The sequence below is a fragment of the Butyrivibrio sp. YAB3001 genome (assembly GCF_900112195.1).
Lineage (GTDB): Bacteria > Bacillota > Clostridia > Lachnospirales > Lachnospiraceae > Butyrivibrio.
The window spans coordinates 75,397-96,168 of the sequence record NZ_FOKR01000012.1 but is presented as its reverse complement, the minus strand read 5'-3'; the positions used below and the strand labels follow the sequence as shown (position 1 = coordinate 96,168).

17 protein-coding genes and 1 riboswitch are annotated in these 20,772 nt (G+C 39.5%); of the genes, 2 read left to right on the top strand and 15 right to left on the bottom strand.

What is annotated here, in order from left to right; genetic code table 11:
• Position 1 precedes the first annotated feature (1 nt).
• From BM086_RS13310 to BM086_RS13265, 11 genes are all read right to left on the bottom strand, one after another.
• Positions 2-1,051, bottom strand: coding sequence for a tetratricopeptide repeat protein (locus tag BM086_RS13310; RefSeq protein WP_092327530.1), 1,050 nt, complete (start codon positions 1,049-1,051; stop codon positions 2-4).
• 129 nt (positions 1,052-1,180) lie between these two features.
• Entirely contained in the window at positions 1,181-1,555 is a 375-nt protein-coding gene (locus tag BM086_RS13305; RefSeq protein WP_092327527.1) for a RidA family protein, read from the bottom strand.
• 51 nt (positions 1,556-1,606) lie between these two features.
• Positions 1,607-1,837, bottom strand: coding sequence for a hypothetical protein (locus BM086_RS13300; protein ID WP_092327524.1), 231 nt, complete (start codon positions 1,835-1,837; stop codon positions 1,607-1,609).
• Between the two features lie 9 nt (positions 1,838-1,846).
• Positions 1,847-2,839 carry a GDSL-type esterase/lipase family protein gene (locus BM086_RS13295; RefSeq protein WP_092327521.1) on the bottom strand — a complete coding sequence of 331 codons (993 nt, stop codon included), beginning with the start codon at positions 2,837-2,839 and terminating at the stop codon, positions 1,847-1,849.
• Between the two features lie 18 nt (positions 2,840-2,857).
• Complete coding sequence (locus tag BM086_RS13290; protein ID WP_207650988.1) at positions 2,858-4,240, bottom strand: MBOAT family O-acyltransferase; 1,383 nt, start codon at positions 4,238-4,240, stop codon at positions 2,858-2,860.
• Positions 4,241-4,378: 138 nt separating this feature from the next.
• Positions 4,379-5,797: a tetratricopeptide repeat protein gene (locus BM086_RS13285; RefSeq protein WP_092327515.1), complete on the bottom strand. Its 1,419-nt coding sequence runs from the start codon at positions 5,795-5,797 to the stop codon at positions 4,379-4,381.
• A 2-nt stretch (positions 5,798-5,799) separates the two neighbouring features.
• Complete coding sequence (locus BM086_RS20980; RefSeq protein ID WP_175560274.1) at positions 5,800-5,964, bottom strand: hypothetical protein; 165 nt, start codon at positions 5,962-5,964, stop codon at positions 5,800-5,802.
• Positions 5,965-7,344: a bifunctional folylpolyglutamate synthase/dihydrofolate synthase gene (locus BM086_RS13280; protein WP_175560273.1), complete on the bottom strand. Its 1,380-nt coding sequence runs from the start codon at positions 7,342-7,344 to the stop codon at positions 5,965-5,967.
• Positions 7,345-7,380: 36 nt separating this feature from the next.
• Positions 7,381-10,053, bottom strand: coding sequence for a valine--tRNA ligase (locus tag BM086_RS13275; RefSeq protein WP_092327513.1), 2,673 nt, complete (start codon positions 10,051-10,053; stop codon positions 7,381-7,383).
• A gap of 802 nt (positions 10,054-10,855) precedes the next feature.
• Positions 10,856-13,309: an ATP-dependent DNA helicase gene (locus BM086_RS13270; RefSeq protein WP_092327510.1), complete on the bottom strand. Its 2,454-nt coding sequence runs from the start codon at positions 13,307-13,309 to the stop codon at positions 10,856-10,858.
• A gap of 354 nt (positions 13,310-13,663) precedes the next feature.
• A complete protein-coding gene (locus BM086_RS13265) occupies positions 13,664-13,903 on the bottom strand; it encodes an HPr family phosphocarrier protein (RefSeq protein ID WP_092327507.1) in 240 nt (79 codons plus the stop codon).
• Between the two features lie 329 nt (positions 13,904-14,232).
• Between BM086_RS13265 and asnA the strand changes: the two genes are divergently transcribed.
• Complete coding sequence (gene asnA, locus BM086_RS13260; protein ID WP_092327505.1) at positions 14,233-15,243, top strand: aspartate--ammonia ligase; 1,011 nt, start codon at positions 14,233-14,235, stop codon at positions 15,241-15,243.
• 14 nt (positions 15,244-15,257) lie between these two features.
• A complete protein-coding gene (gene hflX / locus BM086_RS13255; RefSeq protein ID WP_092327502.1) occupies positions 15,258-16,571 on the top strand; it encodes a GTPase HflX in 1,314 nt (437 codons plus the stop codon).
• 102 nt (positions 16,572-16,673) lie between these two features.
• Here the strand turns inward: hflX and thiT are convergent, their stop codons facing one another.
• The 4 genes from thiT to pepF form a co-directional block, all read right to left on the bottom strand.
• Positions 16,674-17,375: an energy-coupled thiamine transporter ThiT gene (gene thiT, locus BM086_RS13250; protein WP_092327499.1), complete on the bottom strand. Its 702-nt coding sequence runs from the start codon at positions 17,373-17,375 to the stop codon at positions 16,674-16,676.
• Positions 17,376-17,485: 110 nt separating this feature from the next.
• Positions 17,486-17,590, bottom strand: a riboswitch (TPP riboswitch).
• A gap of 134 nt (positions 17,591-17,724) precedes the next feature.
• Positions 17,725-18,243, bottom strand: coding sequence for a VanZ family protein (locus BM086_RS13245; protein WP_242952204.1), 519 nt, complete (start codon positions 18,241-18,243; stop codon positions 17,725-17,727).
• A 38-nt stretch (positions 18,244-18,281) separates the two neighbouring features.
• Complete coding sequence (locus BM086_RS13240; protein ID WP_092327493.1) at positions 18,282-18,896, bottom strand: flavin reductase family protein; 615 nt, start codon at positions 18,894-18,896, stop codon at positions 18,282-18,284.
• 16 nt (positions 18,897-18,912) lie between these two features.
• On the bottom strand, positions 18,913-20,715 hold the full coding sequence (pepF, locus tag BM086_RS13235; RefSeq protein ID WP_092327490.1) for an oligoendopeptidase F: 1,803 nt from the start codon (positions 20,713-20,715) through the stop codon (positions 18,913-18,915).
• Between the last annotated feature and the right edge of the window lie 57 nt (positions 20,716-20,772).

The following is a 20,772-nucleotide window of genomic DNA, read 5'->3' as shown; positions in this document are numbered from 1 at the left end:
TTCATCTTGTTGAAAGGAAAATATTCTCTCTTTCAGCTTCTTCGTCACTCGGATAATCCTGTAAATATGCATCCATAAGCGACTTTGCTGTATCAAACTCACCCTTATATTCATAGGCCGTTATCTGATTTAATCTTAATGCCTTTATATATGCCTGATCACCAACATCAATGCCTGACTGAAAAGACTGAATAGCAGCCGAATAATCCCCTTGCTTTATCTGACACATACCCAGTTGATTGTAGATCAACGCACTCGCAGGGTTCTCACTTAAATAGGTCTTATAGACACTAATAGCATAGTTATAATCCCCCTGCTTTTCTCCTGTTTGTCCAAGCATCAAAATCACAGGCTCTTTTTCCTGGTCGCGCTCACTTCGCGCTGCCTCAAGATAACTCTGAGCCTCAGCATTATTACCAAGATAAAAAGAAATCTGCCCTTTTTCATAATTGGTCATAAATGCGCTGCCATTATCCATAGCTGTCTGAAGGATATTCACTGCCTCATCATTATATCCATACTCATTCAGGGATTTATAGATCATGATGATCATTGAATAATCCTTGGCATTTAATGATATTGCCTTGGTAAAATCAGAATATGCCCCGTCGTGATTGCCTGAAGCAAGCTCACATACACCTCGCAGATAAAATGCATTTCCATCTTTACTGCGAAGCCCTAAAATTGCATCATACACTTCTTTGGCTTTATTATATTCGCCAAGCTTATAATAAGCCTCTGCCAGATAGTAGTTGGTGTCAAAATCCATATCATCAACTATTCCTTCATCTGCATGCAAAGAAGCCATAAGCTCGTCAGCCGCTGCCTGATAATCACCTGTAGCTACATATACAATGCCTTTTCCTCTGTGGATAAGACATGCATCTTCGCCCTTTTCCTCAGCAGCAGTAAAGCTTTCCATCGCACTATCATAGTCATGGCTTTCTATATAAGCAAAACCGGAATCAATATTGTGCCTTCCGGCAAGACTCCCACAACCGGATAGTAAAAAAGTGGCAGCCATGAAACATATTAAAAATCTTTTTTTCATTCCCACCCCACAGACTATTAGTTAAATACAAATATAGCATAATCACCACATATTGCCTTTACTTGTTGCAAATTTAATTTAATACAACAAGTAAAGTTCACATGTGATTATTAATCATGAACAATATAATCATCCTAAATAAGCTATAACTTCCACTTCGCAAAGAACATTCTTAGGAAGCTGTTTTACTGCAACACAGCTTCTTGCAGGTTTTCCAGTGAAATATTTCTCATAAACAGCATTAAATGCTCCGAAATCAGCCATTTCAGCAAGGAAACATGTTGTCTTTACTACATGCTCATAATCTGTTCCTGCTGCGCTTAAAATCTCTCCTATATTTCTGCAGACTCTGTCAGCCTGATCTGAAATTGTTGTTCCCTCTATCTCACCGTTTGCAGGGTTGATCGGTATCTGCCCTGAAGCATAAAGAAAATCTCCTGCCTTGATAGCCTGTGAATATGGTCCGATTGCTGCCGGTGCCTTGTCTGTTGAAATATACTGCATTTTAGTGTCCTCCCATAATTTGTTGTATGTTATTCTCGTTAAGTTCTCTGGTTATCCAAACACAGCAGTTACATAATACCCTCGTGAGTTTTCCTCCACCTTGGTAACTACTCCCTCGCGTTCAAGCATTCGTTCTCTGAACGGAAAATTCCCTGACATAGCCAGTGATGGATAAATCGTGTAATAATAGTTACTTGGAAGAACACCTTCCGTGACAGTAACCTTATCCCCTTCTTTTAAAAGACCTGGTCTTTCCATCTTAAAAACCATTTCTCTTGCCATATAATCGCCTCAATCCTTAATAATTCCATGTTCTAAAAGATAATTATACCATCTTTCGTACGATGAAGCTTTCAAATGAACATCATCAAACGATAAATCTTTTATCAGATTACCATTCTCATCATCAACAGCCTCGTTCATATCTATATAAAAAATAGTCTTATTATCTGCAAGCTGAGAGAGTGCTTCATTTCTCTCATTTATCTTTTCATTGTTAAAGTACTTGTCGCTACTGCTCTTCTTCTCACTTACATGCATTATTCCCTGTATGAAAATAAGCGCATCCGGCTGTAACTCTCTTATTCTGTCAATAACCTTGGAATACTCCTCTGCAAAAGTCTCAGCAGTACCGGTTCCAATCTCGTTAAGTCCAAGCATTATATATATTTTGCCAAACTGGTTCTCAGAAAGAGCCTGCTCAACTGAAATCTTGTTATCTCCACTCTTTACAAATTCTTTGGTCATAACACCATAAATTGTAAGTGAAACCTTGGCATAAAATGTCGCTCTCTCATCAAGAGGCTTGCAATACTCAGAAAGACCAACAGTACGAGAATCTCCAATAAACAATGCATCATCAAAATATTCTTCCGTGACAGGTACAAGCTCATAAGTCCTGTCTGCATCATTATCAGAAACAGAATTACCGGAAATATCATTAGCCGATACGTCTGAAAGTTCCAATGCAGCATTGCCGCTTATGTCTAAGCTCGTTTCCTCGTTTGAATCCGATATCTCCCAAGCACCTTCATCTGTAGCCACTTCCACAGTAACATCAGCAGATGCCATCATGTCCTCTGCTTCATTTTCTACCCTGCTCCATGGATAAATTCCTTCAGAAGCCCCCTTGAAAACCAAAGCAAAATGAGGCACCTTGGAATAATCCACTTCACCCTGATAGCTTGAATAGGTACTCCCTTCAAGCACAAAGGAAACAAGCGATAATGCTATTGTAACAACCACGATCCCTGCAAGAATCGGGCATACCTTTAACAGCTTCATTCATTCACTCTTTCAAAATCAGAACTTAAAATATAAAAATGGATTTCCTGCAGCGTTTGATAAGCTGTAAACACAAGCCCAGAACAATACCAAAAGCACTACAGAAACGACAGGCTTTTTCCTGTTTTTTTCAAAAAAAGAATAAACCTGTGGAAATAGAAGTACTGCTCCAGGAAGCAGGACTTTCCAATATATCTGAAGATTTTTCATGAAATCTCCCTTATTAACTGCTATTCCGGCACCAAAGAACGGGAAAAGACGCTTGAAATAATCTCCAAGCATATTTACGTCGGAAATAGCAAAAATAACCCATGTAAGTGGAATGAGCACAAATACATTCACTCTTCCAAATATTTTTTCTATAATTCCCGGGAATTTTCTAAGCAAAAAGCGCTCGCATACTATGATAACAAATATAGCAACTCCCCACAAAATAAAATTAAATGTAACTCCATGCCAAAAACCGGTAATAAGCCATACGGTCAACAGATTTATAACCGTTCTGAAATTACCTTTTCTGCTGCCTCCCAGTGGAAAATAAATATAATCCTTGAACCATGAGCCCAATGTTGCATGCCATCTTCTGTAAAACTCAGCAACATTTTTGGACTTGTATGGTTGAGCAAAGTTGATAATAAAAGGAAATCCAAGCATCACACCAATTCCGGCAGCCATAAGTGAATATCCCCAGAAATCATAATACAATTCCATGGAATATGTAGCTGCGCCAAGCCATGCAAGCGGTGTGGAAATACTCTCATAACCAATAGTTCCTATATCGCGCCAGAGCATTGAAAGATGATCTGCGATAAGAACCTTCATTCCAAGACCAATGATAAAAAATCTAAGACCATCCTCTATATATTCAAGGAAACTTGGCTTATCCTCAAGCTTATCCATTCCTTCCTTAGTATCAAGGTCAAGAATCTCAAGTTCCTCTGTGCTTACTTTATTATTCTGAACATATTCATCCTCTGACTTTTCTTTCTTCTCCTCATCATCTACTGCAGCGCCTATATCTATCTTGCCAATTCGAAGAAAAGGATTTTCTGTATAGTCCTGATATCTCATGATAGGTCCGGAGACAATCTGAGGGAACATGCAAAAATAAGCAGCAACATCCAAAAATCTTGACTCGATGTCTATTTTTCCACGATAATTATCAATTTGGAATGAAATCATTTTGAAAGTAAAGAAACTGATACCGATGGGCATAAAGCTATTGTCCACAAACTGCCCAAGAATTTTAAATTCAACCAGCATCAGCGCATCTAAAAGAACTATAAAACCAAGAAGCTTCTTGCTTCCGCCACCCTTAAGAGCCTTACTGAAAAGATAATTGATGACTACAGCAATGCAGAGAACCGGAAACATCTTAAGATCCCCCACCGCATAGAACATCAGGCTGCCTATAAGCAGCGTGGAAGTCCTATATTCAATGGGGGTCAGATAATATACCACTATAAAAACAGGCAGGAACCTGAATATAAATGTCAAATCAGAAAAGTTAATCATTACTTGTAATTCAACCCTTAATCGTCAATTGCCGGAATTATTGATCTCCGCAAGTTTTGTCTGAGCTGATGACGCACTCTGTGTTCCGGGGAAATTAGTAATAACCGCGTCATATGTAGTCTTTGCATTATCAAGATCCCCATGCTCATAGTATGAGTTTCCAAGATAATAAACAGTATTCACATTTGTATTATCATACTGATATGCCTTAGAAAAATTGGTTATTGCTGTCTCGTAATCTTTTTCCTTATAAGCAGCATATCCAGCATTGTAATAAGAAGTTGCAAGCTGCGGACCAACCAAAGACATAAGAGTATTGTACAGTTCCTTAAACTCAGAAGAAACATCATCATCAATCGCATTCAGATCAAGTTTCTCAAGAGCTGCAGCCATAGCTTCAATATCTGATGAATCGTTAAAATATATATTTGTAGCATTCATAAGGCTGTTCATAGCAGCAGATGTACTATCAACACCCTCATAGTCCGTAACCTTAGACTGAAGATCAGCAATTTGGGTCTCCAGGTTCTTGACCTGCTGCTCATAAGCATTTATCTGAGCTGACTTAGCGTCTGATTCTTCACTTATCTGAGTTATTCTGCTCTGATTATTATTGTTGATGCTCTGAATTCGCTGTGGAAGCACTAAAAAGCAAGCCGCAGCAAAACCCAAAACTGCCCCTAAAAGTATTCCCCAGATGGAATTTGACTTTGCAATAGGAGATTTTTTTACAGGCTGAATTATCATCTCATTTCCGCTGTTATACCTGATAACTTCATCACTATCAGAAGAAGCTATATCGGAAACAAGCTTTCCGCTCTCTCCCGGAAGAAGCATACTGTCAGCTTCTCTGAGATAGCGCTTTGCCATTACATTTCCGGTGTCCAGTTTAAGTGCCTTCTGAGCCTCTATTTTAGCCTTATCCCAGTTTCCGTTTTTCAGATATAAAAGAGCCAGCAAAAGATGTGCCTTGATAAATCCGGAATTCAAAGACAGAACCTTTTTAAGCTGAATCACTGCAAGATCCAGGCTGTCCTGCTTGCAGTAATTAAGAGCAATATTAAACTTCTTGATTGTCTGGTTTATTGCATCAAGCTGAGCCGGGCTGTTTCTTACATAATCCATATACTTGTCAGCAAGATTGTCCTCAGGTTTTAAGTTCTTACTTATAACCCATTCAGACAGCGCCGCAACAGCTTCCCCAGTCTCATAATAAATTAGTCCTAAAAGATTTCTGGCATCTATATTATTCTTATCAAGCTTAAGACTTTGCCTTAATGCATCTATCGCGCCGGTCATATCACGAACGCCCGCCTTTTCAAGTCCTTCATTGTAAAAGACATTGGAAAGACTGACAATTCGTTTATTTACCTTTACATTTGTCCCACATCCTGGACAAACATCACTTTTATCCAGTTCCGCCCCACAACGATAACATCTCATTGTTATTTAGCCCTCTTCTGATCGTAAGATTCTGATTTAGCCTCTTTTAAGAGCTTCACTAGTACATCTGACATATCATCTAAATCCTGATTGTAGATGATATCTTCTGCATCTTCTATTTCAAGACTTGGTTTGAACTTCTTAAGTTCTTCTTCAAAATTAATCATTTACATCATTCCCTTTATCTGACCAGCCAAATATAATGAACCGGTGGCAAACACCATATCTCCGGACTTTCTGACTGTAATAATATCTGTTATCGCATCCCTGACATTGCTGTAATACCTTACAGGAACGCCAATGAGACCAAGCTCATCTTCCGCATCCCCAAATGCACTCTTTAAGTCAGAAATCGAAACCGACCTGTTCGTCTCTAAAACTGCCACAAATAGTTGCTCAAACTGGCGACTCTCCAATATCTTCCGGATAATTGTAGGATACTGCTTATCTCCCACGATTCCAAAAAGCATCAGTTTCCTGCCTGAACACTCAATATCACCTGCGCATTCAAGAAAAGCCGTGATTCCGTCAAGGTTATGAGCTCCATCCACATAAATTCCCGGACGGATCTCTTCCATCCTGCCTTCCCATCTTGCACTTATAAGACCTTCTCTGATATCCAGTTCAGAAAGCTCTACGCCCTGACTTTTCAGTATTTCAAGGGCTGCAAGAGCTATTGCCGCATTCTCCGTCTGATACCTTGCAACTGTCGAGAGTTTTAGGTCAACATATTTATCATATAAGGATTTATAAGAAAAAGCAATGTATTTGTTTCCCGCATCATCCTGTGAGAGAGTTATATCAGTAATATCCTTTTTTTCAACAGCGACTACCCTTGAATCCAGTTCCAGTGCACGCCTTTTGATAACTTCTGTAGCTTCCTCTCTCTTGTCAAAAAAGATAACAGGTACCGAAGGCTTGATAATCCCTGCCTTTTCACCTGCGATTTCCCCGATGGTATTCCCAAGATACTGCATATGATCAAATCCAATTTCAGTAATTACAGAAACCATCGGCTTTTTGACAGAATTTGTCGCATCCAGTCGCCCGCCAAGTCCCGTTTCAAGCACCAGAAAATCTACAGGATATACGTCATACAATAGCATTGCCATAAAAAAAAGGTATTCAAAATATGTAGGAAAATAATCCTCTTTGTCATATTCCAAAACCCTTTTCAATAATTCAATAAAAATCTCAACAAATAAGCCATCAGATATAGGCTTTGAATCAATGCAAAATCTTTCCGTGATCTTAACAAGATGCGGAGAAGTAAACATCCCCACCTTATATCCGGCTTTCATAAGCACAGAAGATACATAGCTGCATACAGAGCCTTTGCCGTTCGTTCCTGCAACATGGATTATTTTCATGTTCTCGTCAGGATTTCCCAAAAACTCCAAGAAAAGCCTTGTATCCTCTATTGTATGCTTATTCGTAAAGCTCGGAATGTGATTTAAAAAATCATCACATTCCGAGAGCATTATCTTTTCCCCATTATCAGCACGGCTTATCAGCGCTGAAACACTTTTTTCTAATTCCTCTAACATAAAACCTCTAAGACCTGCTATATAATGATATCAATCTTATTTAGATAACTGTGCAAGTCTTTCTGTTATCTGATCATAAGTCTGCTGGTACTTCTGCTGCTTTTCTTTTTCTTCAGCAATCTTCTCAGCAGGCGCTTTCGCAAGGAATTTCTCATTGCTGAGCATATTCTGTGATCTCTTAAGCTCACCTTCAAGCTTCTTCTGTTCTTTAGTCAGACGCTCAATCTCAGCTGAAAGATCTACAAGATCAGAGAAAGGAATATAAACTGCTGCATCAGCCAAAACTACTGAAACCGCATCATCAGCAATTCCATCTTTTCCGCTCTGGCAAACCGACTCAGAAGCATATGCAAGTGATTCAAAGAAAAGCTTACCTGTTCTGAAAATATCAAGAACTTCTTCCTTTTCACTTACAACGAAAACCTTTGCCTTACGTGAAGGAGCAACATTCATCTGTGTACGAACGTTACGGATTCCGCGAACTGCTTCCTTGATTGTCTCAATCGCCTTTTCATCAGAAGCAAAGTTCCACTCTTCCTTATATACAGGCCACTCAGAGATCATGATTGACTCTTCCTCATCCTGCATTGTGCAGAAGATTTCCTCAGTAATAAATGGCATATAAGGATGAAGGAGCTTAAGCGCTGTCAAAAGAACTGTCTGAAGTGTCCAAAGAGCTGCTTCATGTGAAACCTTGTCATCTGAGTTATAAAGGCGAGGCTTAACCATTTCAATGTACCAGTCGCAGAACTCATCCCAGATAAAGTCATATACCTTCTGAACAGCGATACCAAGCTCGTAATGTTCCATATTATCAGTAACTTCTTTTACCGTATTATTGAGCTTACTGATGATCCAGTGGTCAACAGGCTCAAGACCTGCAGGCATCTCCTGGTGAATAGCACTCTTTGCATCCTCAGCCATGTTCATCATGATAAATCTTGAAGCATTCCAAACCTTGTTTGCAAAGTTACGGCTGTTTTCTACTCTTTCATTATAGAAACGCATATCGTTTCCGGGCGCATTACCTGTAATAAGTGTAAGTCTGAGTGCATCTGCACCATAGTTTTCAATGATATCCAATGGATCGATACCATTTCCAAGAGACTTACTCATCTTGCGTCCCTGTGAATCTCTTACAAGGCCATGGAAAAGAACTGTGTGGAATGGATATGTTCCCATGTTCTCATAGCTTGAGAAGATCATTCTTATTACCCAGAAAAAGATAATGTCATAACCGGTAACAAGTACATCTGTAGGGAAGAAATACTTAAGTTCCTTGGTATCATGAGGCCATCCAAGTGTCTCAAATGGCCAAAGTGCTGATGAAAACCATGTATCAAGAGTATCAGGATCCTGTGTGAAGTGTGTCTCTCCGCACTTAGGACAAACTGTAGGAGCGCTCTTAGCAACAACAACCTCTCCGCACTTGTCGCAGTAATAAGCAGGAATTCTGTGTCCCCACCAAAGCTGTCTTGAAATACACCAGTCACGGATGTTATCTGTCCAGTTGAAATATGTCTTTTCCATTCTTGGTGGGATAAGCTTGATCTCGCCTTCCTTAACTGCCTTAACAGCCGGCTTTATAAGCTCATCCATCTTAACGAACCACTGAGCCTTGATCATAGGTTCAACAGTTGTATGACAACGGTCATGTGTGCCTACATTGTGAGTATAGTCCTCTATTCTTACCAAAAGTCCCATCTCATCAAGTTCTTTTACGATAGCTTCTCTTGCAGCATATCTGTCCATACCCTCAAACTTGCCGCCATTTGCATTGATAGTAGCATCATCGTTTAAGATATTGATTTCTTCGAGATTATGGCGCTTTCCAACCTCAAAGTCGTTAGGGTCATGACCAGGAGTAATCTTAACTACACCTGTTCCAAATTCCATATCAACATAGGAATCCTCAACGATTGGAAGCTCTCTGTTTACTATAGGTAAAAGAACTTTCTTGCCCTTAAAGCTCTTGTATCTGTCATCATCCGGATTTACTGCAACTGCAGTATCACCAAGCATTGTCTCAGGACGAGTTGTAGCAAATTCAATGAAATCTGTCTTTGAAACTGTTCCATCCTCATTGATAACAGGATATTTGATATGCCATAAATGTCCGGCCTGCTCCTCGTACTCAACTTCTGCATCAGAAATAGAAGTCTTGCAGATAGGACACCAGTTTACAATACGGCTTCCCTTATATATATATCCTTTTTCATGCATCTTGCAGAAAACTTCTGTAACAGCCTCGTTACATCCGTCATCCATTGTAAATCTTTCTCTGTCCCAGTCGCAGGAAGAACCCATTTTCTTGAGCTGTGAAATGATTGTTCCGCCGTATTCTTTTTTCCACTCCCATGCGCGCTCAAGGAATTTCTCACGACCAAGATCTCTCTTGTCGATTCCCTCTGCCTTCAGAGCATCAATAATCTTAACCTCTGTAGCAATTGAAGCGTGGTCAGTTCCTGGCTGCCAAAGTGCATTGTAGCCCTGCATTCTCTTAAATCTGATGAGGATATCCTGCATTGTATTATCAAGGGCATGTCCCATGTGGAGCTTACCGGTGATATTTGGCGGTGGAATAACGATTGTAAAAGGCTTTTTAGTCTCATCTACTTCAGCGTGGAAGTATTTTTTCTCTTCCCACTTGGAATAAAGACGGCCTTCAATACTTTTAGGATCATAAGTCTTTGCAAGTTCTTTCTTCATATTATTCTCCTTTACATTAGTAGATGGATAAATCCAGGGCCTCTAAAATTCTAAATAAAAAAGCCCTTAGAATATCCACAATAGATTTCTAAGGGCGTATTTACGCGGTACCACCTTGTCTTATAACTCATTAAATCTTTAACGCTGATAATGCGGGAACGCTTGTGACTTCTCAATATTACTTCCTATCAAAAAATCTTTCTGGGCGTCCGGTTCAAAAGCTACCTTCCATATTCTCATGCCTGTGCCTCTCAGCATATGTATCACGAAAGCCTTCTTGTCAAACACTATCTTCAAGCGCTATCCGTCCAACATAGGCACATTCTCTTTAGACTCTGAAAAATATGTACTCCTCTTTTTCATAACCTTTATGAATTTAATTAAATCTAACTATATTAGTAAAAAAAAATGTTGTCAAGATACTTTATTATCCCGTAAGCACGATATGACATCTGTGTCACACTTATTTTGGTTTACATATTGCATTTGACTCAATCGGTCATATGTGTATTTTTGTTCGTATTCCTGTTTATTTTTCCGACTACTTCAAATTCACTGTTTATCAGCACTTCGATTTTTACCCACATAACTAATCCCCAATTTCCACAGAGTTATCCACATGACACCCACGTCATCTTAATGTAACTATTTTATCAGTTTTGTGAAAAATTCTATTATTGTACGCACAATTGATACAATTCAAGCGTTTTTGTGGTTTACATATATTTCATATTATATGATTTATGTCTACCAATATACCTATTTTTAGCGATAAAAACGTAATTTTTACTTTTTTGTCACCTTAAACTTCAGACCAGAACTGAATTATCGCATTTTTGACTGTACCGGTCGTTACATTCTTATAACCTATCCACTCCCGTGGAAAAAGTGTTTTATAACTCATCTGCGTAAATCTGTTATCCAGTAAAGTTACAACTCCTTTATCCTCTTCAGTCCTGATAACTCGGCCTGCAGCCTGAAGAACCTTGTTCATTCCGGGAAATCTGTAGGCATAGTCAAAGCCGTCGTAGCCTCTTTTTTCAAAGTATTCCCTAAGTATCTCACGCTCATTGCAAACCATAGGAATCCCTGTGCCAACAACAATAACGCCTATAAGACTGTCGTTCTTTAGGTCTATTCCTTCACTAAATATGCCACCCATTACGCAAAAACCAACAAGATTCTTGTTATCCACAATTTCAATATCCATGTTGATGATTGAGGACAGATCCAGATTATTACCTGTGGAAAACCTTTCAAGAAAAGCTTCCCTTGCTTCTTCACTCATGTAATCACCCTGTATAAGAAGCTCTGTATTCTCAGGATCATAATACTTATCCACAAATATTTCCTGAACACTTTCCAAAAACTGATGTGAAGGAAAGAAAATCAGATAGTTTCCTGCTTTTGCCTCAATCATATTCGCAATATAGGAAGCTATGCTGTCATATTGCTGAGTACTTCTCATGGAATACTTACTTGTTACATCCGTTCCTATAAAAAGGCCTAATCTTGCAGGATCAAAGACGGATTTAGCATATATTTCAAAATCCTCATCCGTACCCCCAAGAAGCTTTTTATAATATTGAACCGGCAAAAGAGTCGCAGAAAACAGTATCGAAGATCTTCCCCTTGCCATACATAGCGCAAGATTTCTCGAAGGATCAGCGCACGCAAGTCTCACAAGGAAACTCCCATCCTCGGCAAATTCACTGTACATAACATAATGATCATCCACCAGATCATAAATGGTCAAAAATCTGGAAACATCGAAATAAAACTGAAGGATTTCGTCCCTGCACGGGCCCTCAGAATGATTCTCCAGATATTCAGAAATAATCCCAGCAAGTGTATTTAATGGATTTATCAGTTTTTCGATAGAATTAAGCACTGTACATCCATCACATTCTCTTTTCATCTCCAAAAGAACTTTATTACACTTTTCAAGATGCCCTGCTATGGAAGGGTGAAACTCCTTTATATCATTCTTTAGCTCCAAGAAGCTCTCTTTTCTCAAAAAGGAACTATACATATCTCTGCCGCGGTCAAGAAGATTATGGGTTTCATCCACCAAAAATACATAGTCAGTCTTTTTACCCTCAGCAAAAAAACGTCTCAGATACACGAATGGATCAAAGACATAGTTATAGTCACAGATTATTCCATCTGCAAAAAGACTCATATCCAGCGATAATTCAAATGGACAGACTTGATGTTTTTGCGCAAATTCAACAATCTTTTCTCGGCTAAAAGAATCTTCGGAATTCATAAGTTCAAAGATTGCATCGTTAACCCTGTCAAAATGTCCTTTTGCATAGGGACACGCCTCCGGGTTACAGTTTCTTTTTGTTTCATCAAGAAAACAGATTTTATCCCTGGCAGTTATGGTTGCCGTCTTAAACCTAAGTCCCTGATTATTTCTTAGAGTTTCAAACGCTTCCTCTGCCACAGTCCTTGTTATGGACTTTGCTGTCAGGTAAAAGAGCTTGCTGCTTTTCCCCTCGCCTATCGCCTTTACAGTAGGAAAGATCGTCGTTATAGTTTTTCCCGTGCCGGTTGGCGCTTCCAGGAAAAGTTTTTTACCATGGATGATAGTCCTGTAAACTGCTGCAGCCAGGTCTTTCTGGCCTTCTCTGTAAGGAAATGGGAACTGAACTGATTTTATCGAAGATGTCCTAAGTCCAGTCCAATGATATTCAAAATCAGACCATTTTAGATACTGAAAGACTAGTTCTTTGAACCAGGATGTAATCTCCTCGTAAGAAAAAGAAAAGTCAAAATACTTCATGTCCTCTGTATCCAGATTGCAATAACTCATCCGGACATTTATATTTGGGCAATGTTTCATAAATGAGTACATTGCTGCATAACACTTTGCCTGAGCCAGATGAACCTCAACAGGATTCTTCATCTTAAAAAGATCTCTATAGGTGCCCTTTATCTCATCAATCATGGGCGCCGGTTTTGAAGCGGATATAAAGCTTTCCTGAGCATCATAGGCATTTGGATCATCAATATACTTATCCAAAATACCGTCTGCCCTTCCTTCGATCACAAGCTCATAATCCGGAGTTACATGTATATATTTAAGCGGCACTTCGGCATGATAATCTGCCCCCATGCTCTTTTGTATCTTGCGGTGTATCCTTCCGCCTTCCTGCATGGCATCGGTGGGAGCCTGCTGTATTCTGTTATCTATATCACCACTTCGAAGTATGAACTCCACTAAGCCGCGCACTGAGATGTTAATTGTCATAATACATTTCCCGTTTTATATTAGTGTTTTTTATATAAAATGATGTAACGAACAAAAGTGATATAACGGATTGTTTCGTGCAACTATGAATAGCCAAGAAAGCTGTCCCATTATCTAGGGTAAAAAAACACTTTCGCCACAACATCAAGTGTATTATAGCAGAATTCACTGTAAATGAAATAAATAGTTGCATATCCAAAGCAGAACATTTTCCGCATAGCAGTATATACATGGAGGCATTTTCACAAAAAAATCCCAGCACAATCTCGTGCTGGGATTCCTGTACATATTCTATTTATAATCGTATGAGCATTAAACAATTATTAAAGAATTCCTACTTTATGCATTCTCCTATCAGCCTGCAATAGCAAGACTGTTAAGATACTGCTCAAACTGGCTGTTGAAACCACTGTACTCTACTGTAAGTGTCTTTGTAAGGTCGAGGTTAAACACACCTAAAATAGACTTAGCATCTACTACATATCTGTTGTAATATATATCCACGTCAAAATCGCACTTAGTAGCTGCATCTACGAATTCCTTGACCTGTGATGGTTTCAAAACAATGTTTTTCTTGATCACTTTATCTAACATTCTAAGCTTACCTCCTAGGGGCAAAAATCCCCGTTTCACATACACATTGCCATAAAATGTGAAACTCCTATGTACACTGCCTACGTAATTAATTGTTTTTCGGCAACAACTGTAACTAGTAATATACAAACCTTAAACGTTTTTGTAAATAGTTTTTTGTGACGAAACTGTGACGAAAAATCGAACTTTTAATATAAGGTCAAGATTCCCATCAAAACAGTAACATATAACACCTTATCCGCATAATTTTCTTGCATATTATTCGTCCAAGTTTTAAGATGTAAAGTAGTGTTTTTTTAATGAATTTTACGTGAATTGGAGTATTAAAGATGGAAAACCTCAAGATTCCCAAGAAATATGAATCCGCTTTGGATCTTCACGATACCCAGGTCGGAATCAAAACAGTCAAAGACTTTTTTCAGGGCATGCTTGCAACAAGATTAAATCTTCAGCGAGTTACTGCACCATTATTTGTAACACCTGAATCAGGATTAAATGACAACCTTAACGGTGTTGAAAGACCTGTTGCTTTTGATATCAAATATGAAAACGAGCGTCCTGCTGAAATCGTGCACTCTCTTGCAAAATGGAAGAGATACGCTCTTAAGAAGTATGGCTTCAACGTGTATGAAGGTCTTTACACAGATATGAACGCCGTAAGACGCGATGAAGTTCCTGATAACATCCATTCCATTTTCGTAGACCAGTGGGATTGGGAGAAAGTTATAAATAAGGAAGACAGAAATATTGATTTCCTTAAAGCTACCGTAAGAGACGTTTATAAGGTTCTTCGCAAGACAGAGAAATTCATGTCTATTCAGTACGATTATATTGAAGAGATTCTTCCTGATGATATCTTCTTCATCACAACACAGGAACTTGAGGATATGTTCCCCGAGTATTCTGCTAAAGAGCGTGAATACTACATTGCCAAGGCAAAGGGTGCTGTCTGCATCATGCAGATCGGTGATCTTCTTGCTTCAGGCCAGAGACACGACGGACGTGCTCCTGACTATGACGATTGGCAGTTAAATGCTGATATCATTGTTTACTATCCAATTCTTGATATTGCCCTTGAACTTTCAAGCATGGGAATCCGTGTTGATGAGAATTCACTTAAAACACAGCTTGAAAAAGCCGGCTGCACAGAGAGAGCTGAACTTCCATTCCAGAAGGCAATTCTCAATAAGGAACTTCCTTACACAATAGGCGGCGGTATCGGTCAGTCAAGAATTTGCATGTTCTTCCTCAGAAAAGCTCATATCGGCGAAGTACAGTGCTCAATATGGCCGGAAGAAATGATCGAAGAAGCAGATAAAAACGGAATTCACCTTCTTTAAATTATAGGATTTTTATGTATCAGATTATTGAAGAAAAAGCGCCTATCAGAGCAATTCTGGTAGGCCTTAATATTGATAAGAGCGATGATGAATTTGACCGCTCAATGAAAGAATTAAAAGAACTCACAAAAGCTCTGGATATAGAAGTTGCATCTGTTGTAACACAAAACCTTCCAAGTCCTGACAGAAGCACCTATATCGGAAGTGGTAAAGTCGAAGAAATCGCAAATGCTCTTGATGTATTTGATGTGAGCATAATCATTTTCAATGAATCCCTCTCTCCCATGCAGATACGAAATCTTGAAAAGCAGTTGGACACTGAAGTTATCGACAGAACAGGGCTTATTTTACAGATTTTTGCTAAAAGAGCCAAGACAAGAGAATCAAGACTTCAGGTTGAATATGCCCAGCTTTCCTATATGTTGCCACGTCTGGTAGGAATGAGAAGCAGCCTTTCGAGGCAGGGCGGAGGAAGCGGAAGACTCTCCAACAAAGGTTCAGGTGAAAAACAGCTGGAGCTGGATAGACGACGCATCGAACATCGCATGAGCGAGCTTAGACACGAGCTTGAAAATGTGGAAAAAGAAAGAGTTACCCAGCGTGGAAAGCGACTTAACTCCGCAGCTCCCAAGATTTCACTTGTGGGATACACAAATGCCGGCAAATCCACTATAATGAACAATCTTTTGCAGTTATACGGTGGTGAGGACTTTGAAGAAAAGCAGGTTTTGGAAAAAGACATGCTCTTTGCAACTCTGGATACTTCAATCAGAAAAATAGCAGCTCCAGGACACAGACCTTTTCTTTTGACAGATACCGTAGGTTTTATCAGTGAGCTGCCACACACCCTCGTAAAGGCATTTCGTTCCACCCTTGAGGAAGCCAAATATGCTGATATCCTGCTTGAGATAATCGACTTCTCAGACCCGGAATACAGGCATCACATGGAAGTAACTCAGCAAACCCTGGCAGAAATAGGCGCTGGCGACATTCCTGTTATCTATGTATTTAATAAGTCAGATCTTGTCCAGAAGGAACAAAGTGAGAATCAGCAGCTTGTAATGGATGTTCCGAAAGTTTCTGATAACAGGGCATATATCTGTGCCAAGGATAAAGAAAGTCTTGATACTCTGATAGAACTTATAGAGAAAAAAATAAGTGAGAACGATAAAGAGTACGAACTGCTGCTCCCCTACTCAGAAGGCGGCATTGTGAGCAGTCTGACTGAAGCTGGTAAGGTAAAAGCAACAGAATATCTTCCGGAAGGAATAAAGATCATTGCACACTTAAATCAGGCTGAATACAGCAGATACAGTGCTTTTTGTTAGTTCTTCGTAAGCATAATAGGGACAAATCTGAATTGCTCACCATACAACATGACTCATTCAGATTTGTCCCTTTTTAATTAATTATAATCTCTTATATTTTTCTTATCCCAACTGAACCTGTTTCTTAAGACTCTTTTCATTTGCTTCCTGCTTAACTCTGTTAAGAGCTGCATGAACTGCAGGAATCAGCATTACAATTACTGTAAGAATTCCTTCTGCTGCAATATAAGTCGCATTATATGCCATAGAATATACAAGAGGTGACATTCCTTCAGGAGCATAGGATGCAAAGAAAATAACACCGGAAAGAACCGCAAATACATATCTTCCAAAGATTCCTAAAAGATATCCTTTTATCATTCCATGCTTTTTCTCATAGAAAAATCCTGAAAGGCCAAGCGCACCGAACGCAAGAATGTAGTCGCACAACATCTGAGGGACGCTTATGATATATGGATCCACAATAAGCTGTAAAAGGCCATAGGCAAAGGCTGCTGACATACTTACTCTTGGTCCATAGAGGTAACCAATGAATGTTACAAAGAACATGCTGAATACTGTAAATGAACCGCCCATAGGAAGCTTAAAGAGCTTGATGTTTGAAAGAACAAATGCGAGCGCAAGGCACAATGCTGATACAGATATCTGCTTGATGCTGATCTTGTTTTTGTCATCGGAACTCTTAAATACACTTATCGTACAAAATGCAATCAAAGCAAGAATAATAACTAAAAAATAGCCTCCTTTTGTAATTGTGTAACTTACATCTCCATCTTCTACTACTTTTTGTAAAAACAGACTCATAAAAAAATCCTCCCTTAATGTATTACCGCATCATGGGAGGACTGGAATTTCTTTAATTCTGATACCATTTGTTCTTCGAAACTTACCAGAAAACTAACTTTCTGCTTCAAAAAGCAACCTATATGCTTCCCTACGTCGGCATTATCCGAGTCAGGTAATAAGGGTCAGACGTGTGTAACACGTTCAATCTCAGCACTGCTCCCCTAGCGGTTTATTCAATTTCCATATTCATTAAACACTTATAAACGCAAGTTGTCAACTGCATTTATTTCCAGTTACTGTTCACTCGCATGTAGCTCTCCTCAGTAACCAATTCGCGCATTTTGGTCTAAACAGTAACTATTTGCATTCAATTCTTGCGGTTTGCAAGCGGTCTGAATATCGTCATTCGCCCTGTCCATCCAACCATCCTGGTCACGACTACCCCAAGGAGAACACCGCAGCTATCGATAAAGACATCCCGTTTTTGCGGACTTCGCCCCGCCACGAAGGATTGATGAAATTCATCCAATCCTGCAAAGGCAATACAAAAGCCTCCTGCCAGAATTACAAGCCACAGCCCTCGTATCCCAAAAACATACAATGGAAGCGCTATTGATACAGCAAGTAAAAAATATTCGGTAAAATGCGCCGTTTTCCTTATATAAAACTGTGACCTTCGTGATAGCTGTTCAATCTTTTTCTGGCTCCACCCTTTATCCAGGGTTTCGTTTGCCACAGAAAAGACCTTTACTCCCACTTTATAACTAAGCTGTGAACTCTGTTTGGCATCCTGTGCCGAAAAGCCAAAAATAAGGCACATCATTATGATTGCGGGTACAAAAGAAAGTGGTTTAAGTACGAACCGCAATGTTTGTTTTATATACATCAGAAAATACTTCATATTACACTATCCAAAACGCAGCTTTACTTTTTCCCTTTGGAGCGTTTTTTATGAGTAGGCGCTTTCTTATCGCTTGTCTTTTTGGCAACACTATAGCCAAACTTCCCAAGCTTTTCCCCAAGCATAAAATACTCACCATGAGAATATGCTACCAACTGCGCTTTTCCTAAATCAAGTCTTCCTTTATCATCCAGAAGTCTGTCATCAACAGTAACGCACATAACTTCAGCTATGAAAAGATCATGACTTCCAAGTTCTACAATCTGTTTTACCTTGCACTCTATGTTGACCGGCGCCTCAGCGATTCCCGGCGCTGATATTTTCTGAGACTCAAGGGGAGTAAGATTCATTTCCTTGAACTTATCATAATCTCGTCCCGACCTGACTCCGCACCAGTCTGTAGCTCTTGCAAGCTTCTTACTGGTCAGATTAACTACAAACTCCCCGGTTTTCTTTATGATATCGTAGGAGTATCTCTCTTTACGGACAGAAATGGAAAGCATGGCAGGGGAACTGCTAATATTCCCCGCCCATGCCACTGTTATTATGTTTGGTTTTTCGCCTGTCTTTCCACAGCTTACCATTACTGCCGGTATAGGATATAACATATTTCCCGGCTGCCATACTTCTTTTGACACTAATAACTCCTTAAAATCAATCGTTTACTACTTTTTCCATCTCATCAATTGCTTCGCCAAATACAGCAAGCGCTGCATCAATCGGCTCTTTGGTTGTAAGATCAACACCAGCGATCTTAAGAAGGCTTACAGGATCCTGTGTGCATCCGCTTGAAAGGAACTTCTTGTACTGTTCTACAGCCGGAGCGCCTTCCTTAAGAATTCTGTCTGCAATCGCAACAGCTGCTGCAAAACTTGTAGCATACTGATATACATAGAAATTGTAATAGAAGTGAGGAATTCTGCACCACTCCCATCCAATCTGCTCATCAGAGATCATATCTTCTCCGAAATACTGCTTGTTGAGCTCAAGATAAACATTGTAAAGAGCTTCTGATGTTAGAGGTGTGCCTGCTTCTGCCATCTCACATGTCTTTCTCTCAAACTCTTCAAACATAGTCTGGCGGAACATTGTTCCCTTGAAGCTGTCAAGGAAATGGTTGATGATAAATGCCTTCTCTTCCTTGGTCTTAGCGTTATCCTTCATATAGTGATAAAGAAGAACTTCGTTTGTTGTGGAAGCAACCTCGGCAACAAAAATCTTATAATTTGCATCAAGTATTGTCTGAGCCTTGTTTGAATACCATGTATGCATTGAATGGCCCATCTCATGAACCAGAGTAAATACATCGTTAAGTGTATCATTATAATTAAGAAGCATATAAGGATGTACATCGTACACGCCGCCTGAATATGCGCCGCCCCTCTTACCTTCATTTTCAATGACATCGATCCATCTGTTCTCATAAGACTCTTTTACCACTGCAAGATAATCCTCACCAAGAGGTGCAAGCGCCTTAAGTGAAAGCTCTTTTGCCTCCTCGTATGAAACCTTCATGTCAAATTCTGGAAGCATAGCAACATAAACATCGTACATATGAAGCTCGTCAACGCCAAGAAGCTTTTTGCGAAGGCTTACATATCTGTGCATCTTATCCATATTATTGTGGATAGATTCAAACAGATTGTCGCATACAGCAGGAGAAACATTATTGCGGTCTACTGCTGCCTCAAAAGCTGAATTGTACTTTCTTGCCTTAGCCTCAAAGATACGTCCCTTGATTTCTCCATCATACAGCGCTGCCCATGTATTCTTGAATTCTGCATATTTCGCATAATATGTCTCGAAACTGTTCTTTCTGAGTTCTCTGTCCTTGGACATCTGAGTAGGAACAAATCTTCCGTCTGAAAGCTGTACCTCTTCGCCCTTAGAATCCTTAACAGATGGGAACTTAAGGTCAGCATTTGAAAGCATGCCATAAGCCTTCTGTGAAGCGCCCTGCATCTCGCCTGCACTTGCCAAAAGAGCTTCCATCTCACTGTTTAGCATGTGGTCCTTAAGTCTTCTGATCTCATCGATCATAACCTTGTATCTTCCAAGTTCAGGAGCCTTTTCAAAAAAGTCCTTAAGCTGTTCATCTGACAAATCAAGAACCTCCGGATTCATGAATGCTGTCTTTTCAGCTGATCCCATATATGCTGATAATGCGCGCTGATGGAATCCCTGATACTTGGAATTAGCTGTATCCTGGTCTTCTCTCATGTGAGCATATCCATAAACTCTGTCTAAAAACAGTGTCAGTTCCTCGTTAAGCTTGCAAAAATCAAGCAAAGTCTGTGCACTCTCAGATAGCTTACCCTGAAATGCAGCCATTTTATCTGCAATTTCGTTTACTTTTGAAAGTTCAGCTTCCCACTTTGACTCATCATCGTAAATATCTTCAAGGCGCCATGTAAGCTCCTTTGCTACTTCGTCTCTTTTTGGTAATTTGTTCTGCATAAAAAATCCTCTCTTAATATTATTACAGTCACATACCACATGACTGATGCCAAAAAA

Bases quoted from the DNA above. Each gene is read 5' to 3' on its own strand.
- BM086_RS13310 (WP_092327530.1), bottom strand. From the start codon at position 1,051: ATGAAAAAAAGATTTTTAATATGTTTCATGGCTGCCACTTTTTTACTA.
- BM086_RS13305 (WP_092327527.1), bottom strand. From the start codon at position 1,555: ATGCAGTATATTTCAACAGACAAGGCACCGGCAGCAATCGGACCATAT.
- BM086_RS13300 (WP_092327524.1), bottom strand. From the start codon at position 1,837: ATGGCAAGAGAAATGGTTTTTAAGATGGAAAGACCAGGTCTTTTAAAA.
- BM086_RS13295 (WP_092327521.1), bottom strand. From the start codon at position 2,839: ATGAAGCTGTTAAAGGTATGCCCGATTCTTGCAGGGATCGTGGTTGTT.
- BM086_RS13290 (WP_207650988.1), bottom strand. From the start codon at position 4,240: ATGTTCTATGCGGTGGGGGATCTTAAGATGTTTCCGGTTCTCTGCATT.
- BM086_RS13285 (WP_092327515.1), bottom strand. From the start codon at position 5,797: ATGAGATGTTATCGTTGTGGGGCGGAACTGGATAAAAGTGATGTTTGT.
- BM086_RS20980 (WP_175560274.1), bottom strand. From the start codon at position 5,964: ATGATTAATTTTGAAGAAGAACTTAAGAAGTTCAAACCAAGTCTTGAA.
- BM086_RS13280 (WP_175560273.1), bottom strand. From the start codon at position 7,344: ATGTTAGAGGAATTAGAAAAAAGTGTTTCAGCGCTGATAAGCCGTGCT.
- BM086_RS13275 (WP_092327513.1), bottom strand. From the start codon at position 10,053: ATGAAGAAAGAACTTGCAAAGACTTATGATCCTAAAAGTATTGAAGGC.
- BM086_RS13270 (WP_092327510.1), bottom strand. From the start codon at position 13,309: ATGACAATTAACATCTCAGTGCGCGGCTTAGTGGAGTTCATACTTCGA.
- BM086_RS13265 (WP_092327507.1), bottom strand. From the start codon at position 13,903: ATGTTAGATAAAGTGATCAAGAAAAACATTGTTTTGAAACCATCACAG.
- asnA (WP_092327505.1), top strand. From the start codon at position 14,233: ATGGAAAACCTCAAGATTCCCAAGAAATATGAATCCGCTTTGGATCTT.
- hflX (WP_092327502.1), top strand. From the start codon at position 15,258: ATGTATCAGATTATTGAAGAAAAAGCGCCTATCAGAGCAATTCTGGTA.
- thiT (WP_092327499.1), bottom strand. From the start codon at position 17,375: ATGAGTCTGTTTTTACAAAAAGTAGTAGAAGATGGAGATGTAAGTTAC.
- BM086_RS13245 (WP_242952204.1), bottom strand. From the start codon at position 18,243: ATGTATATAAAACAAACATTGCGGTTCGTACTTAAACCACTTTCTTTT.
- pepF (WP_092327490.1), bottom strand. From the start codon at position 20,715: ATGCAGAACAAATTACCAAAAAGAGACGAAGTAGCAAAGGAGCTTACA.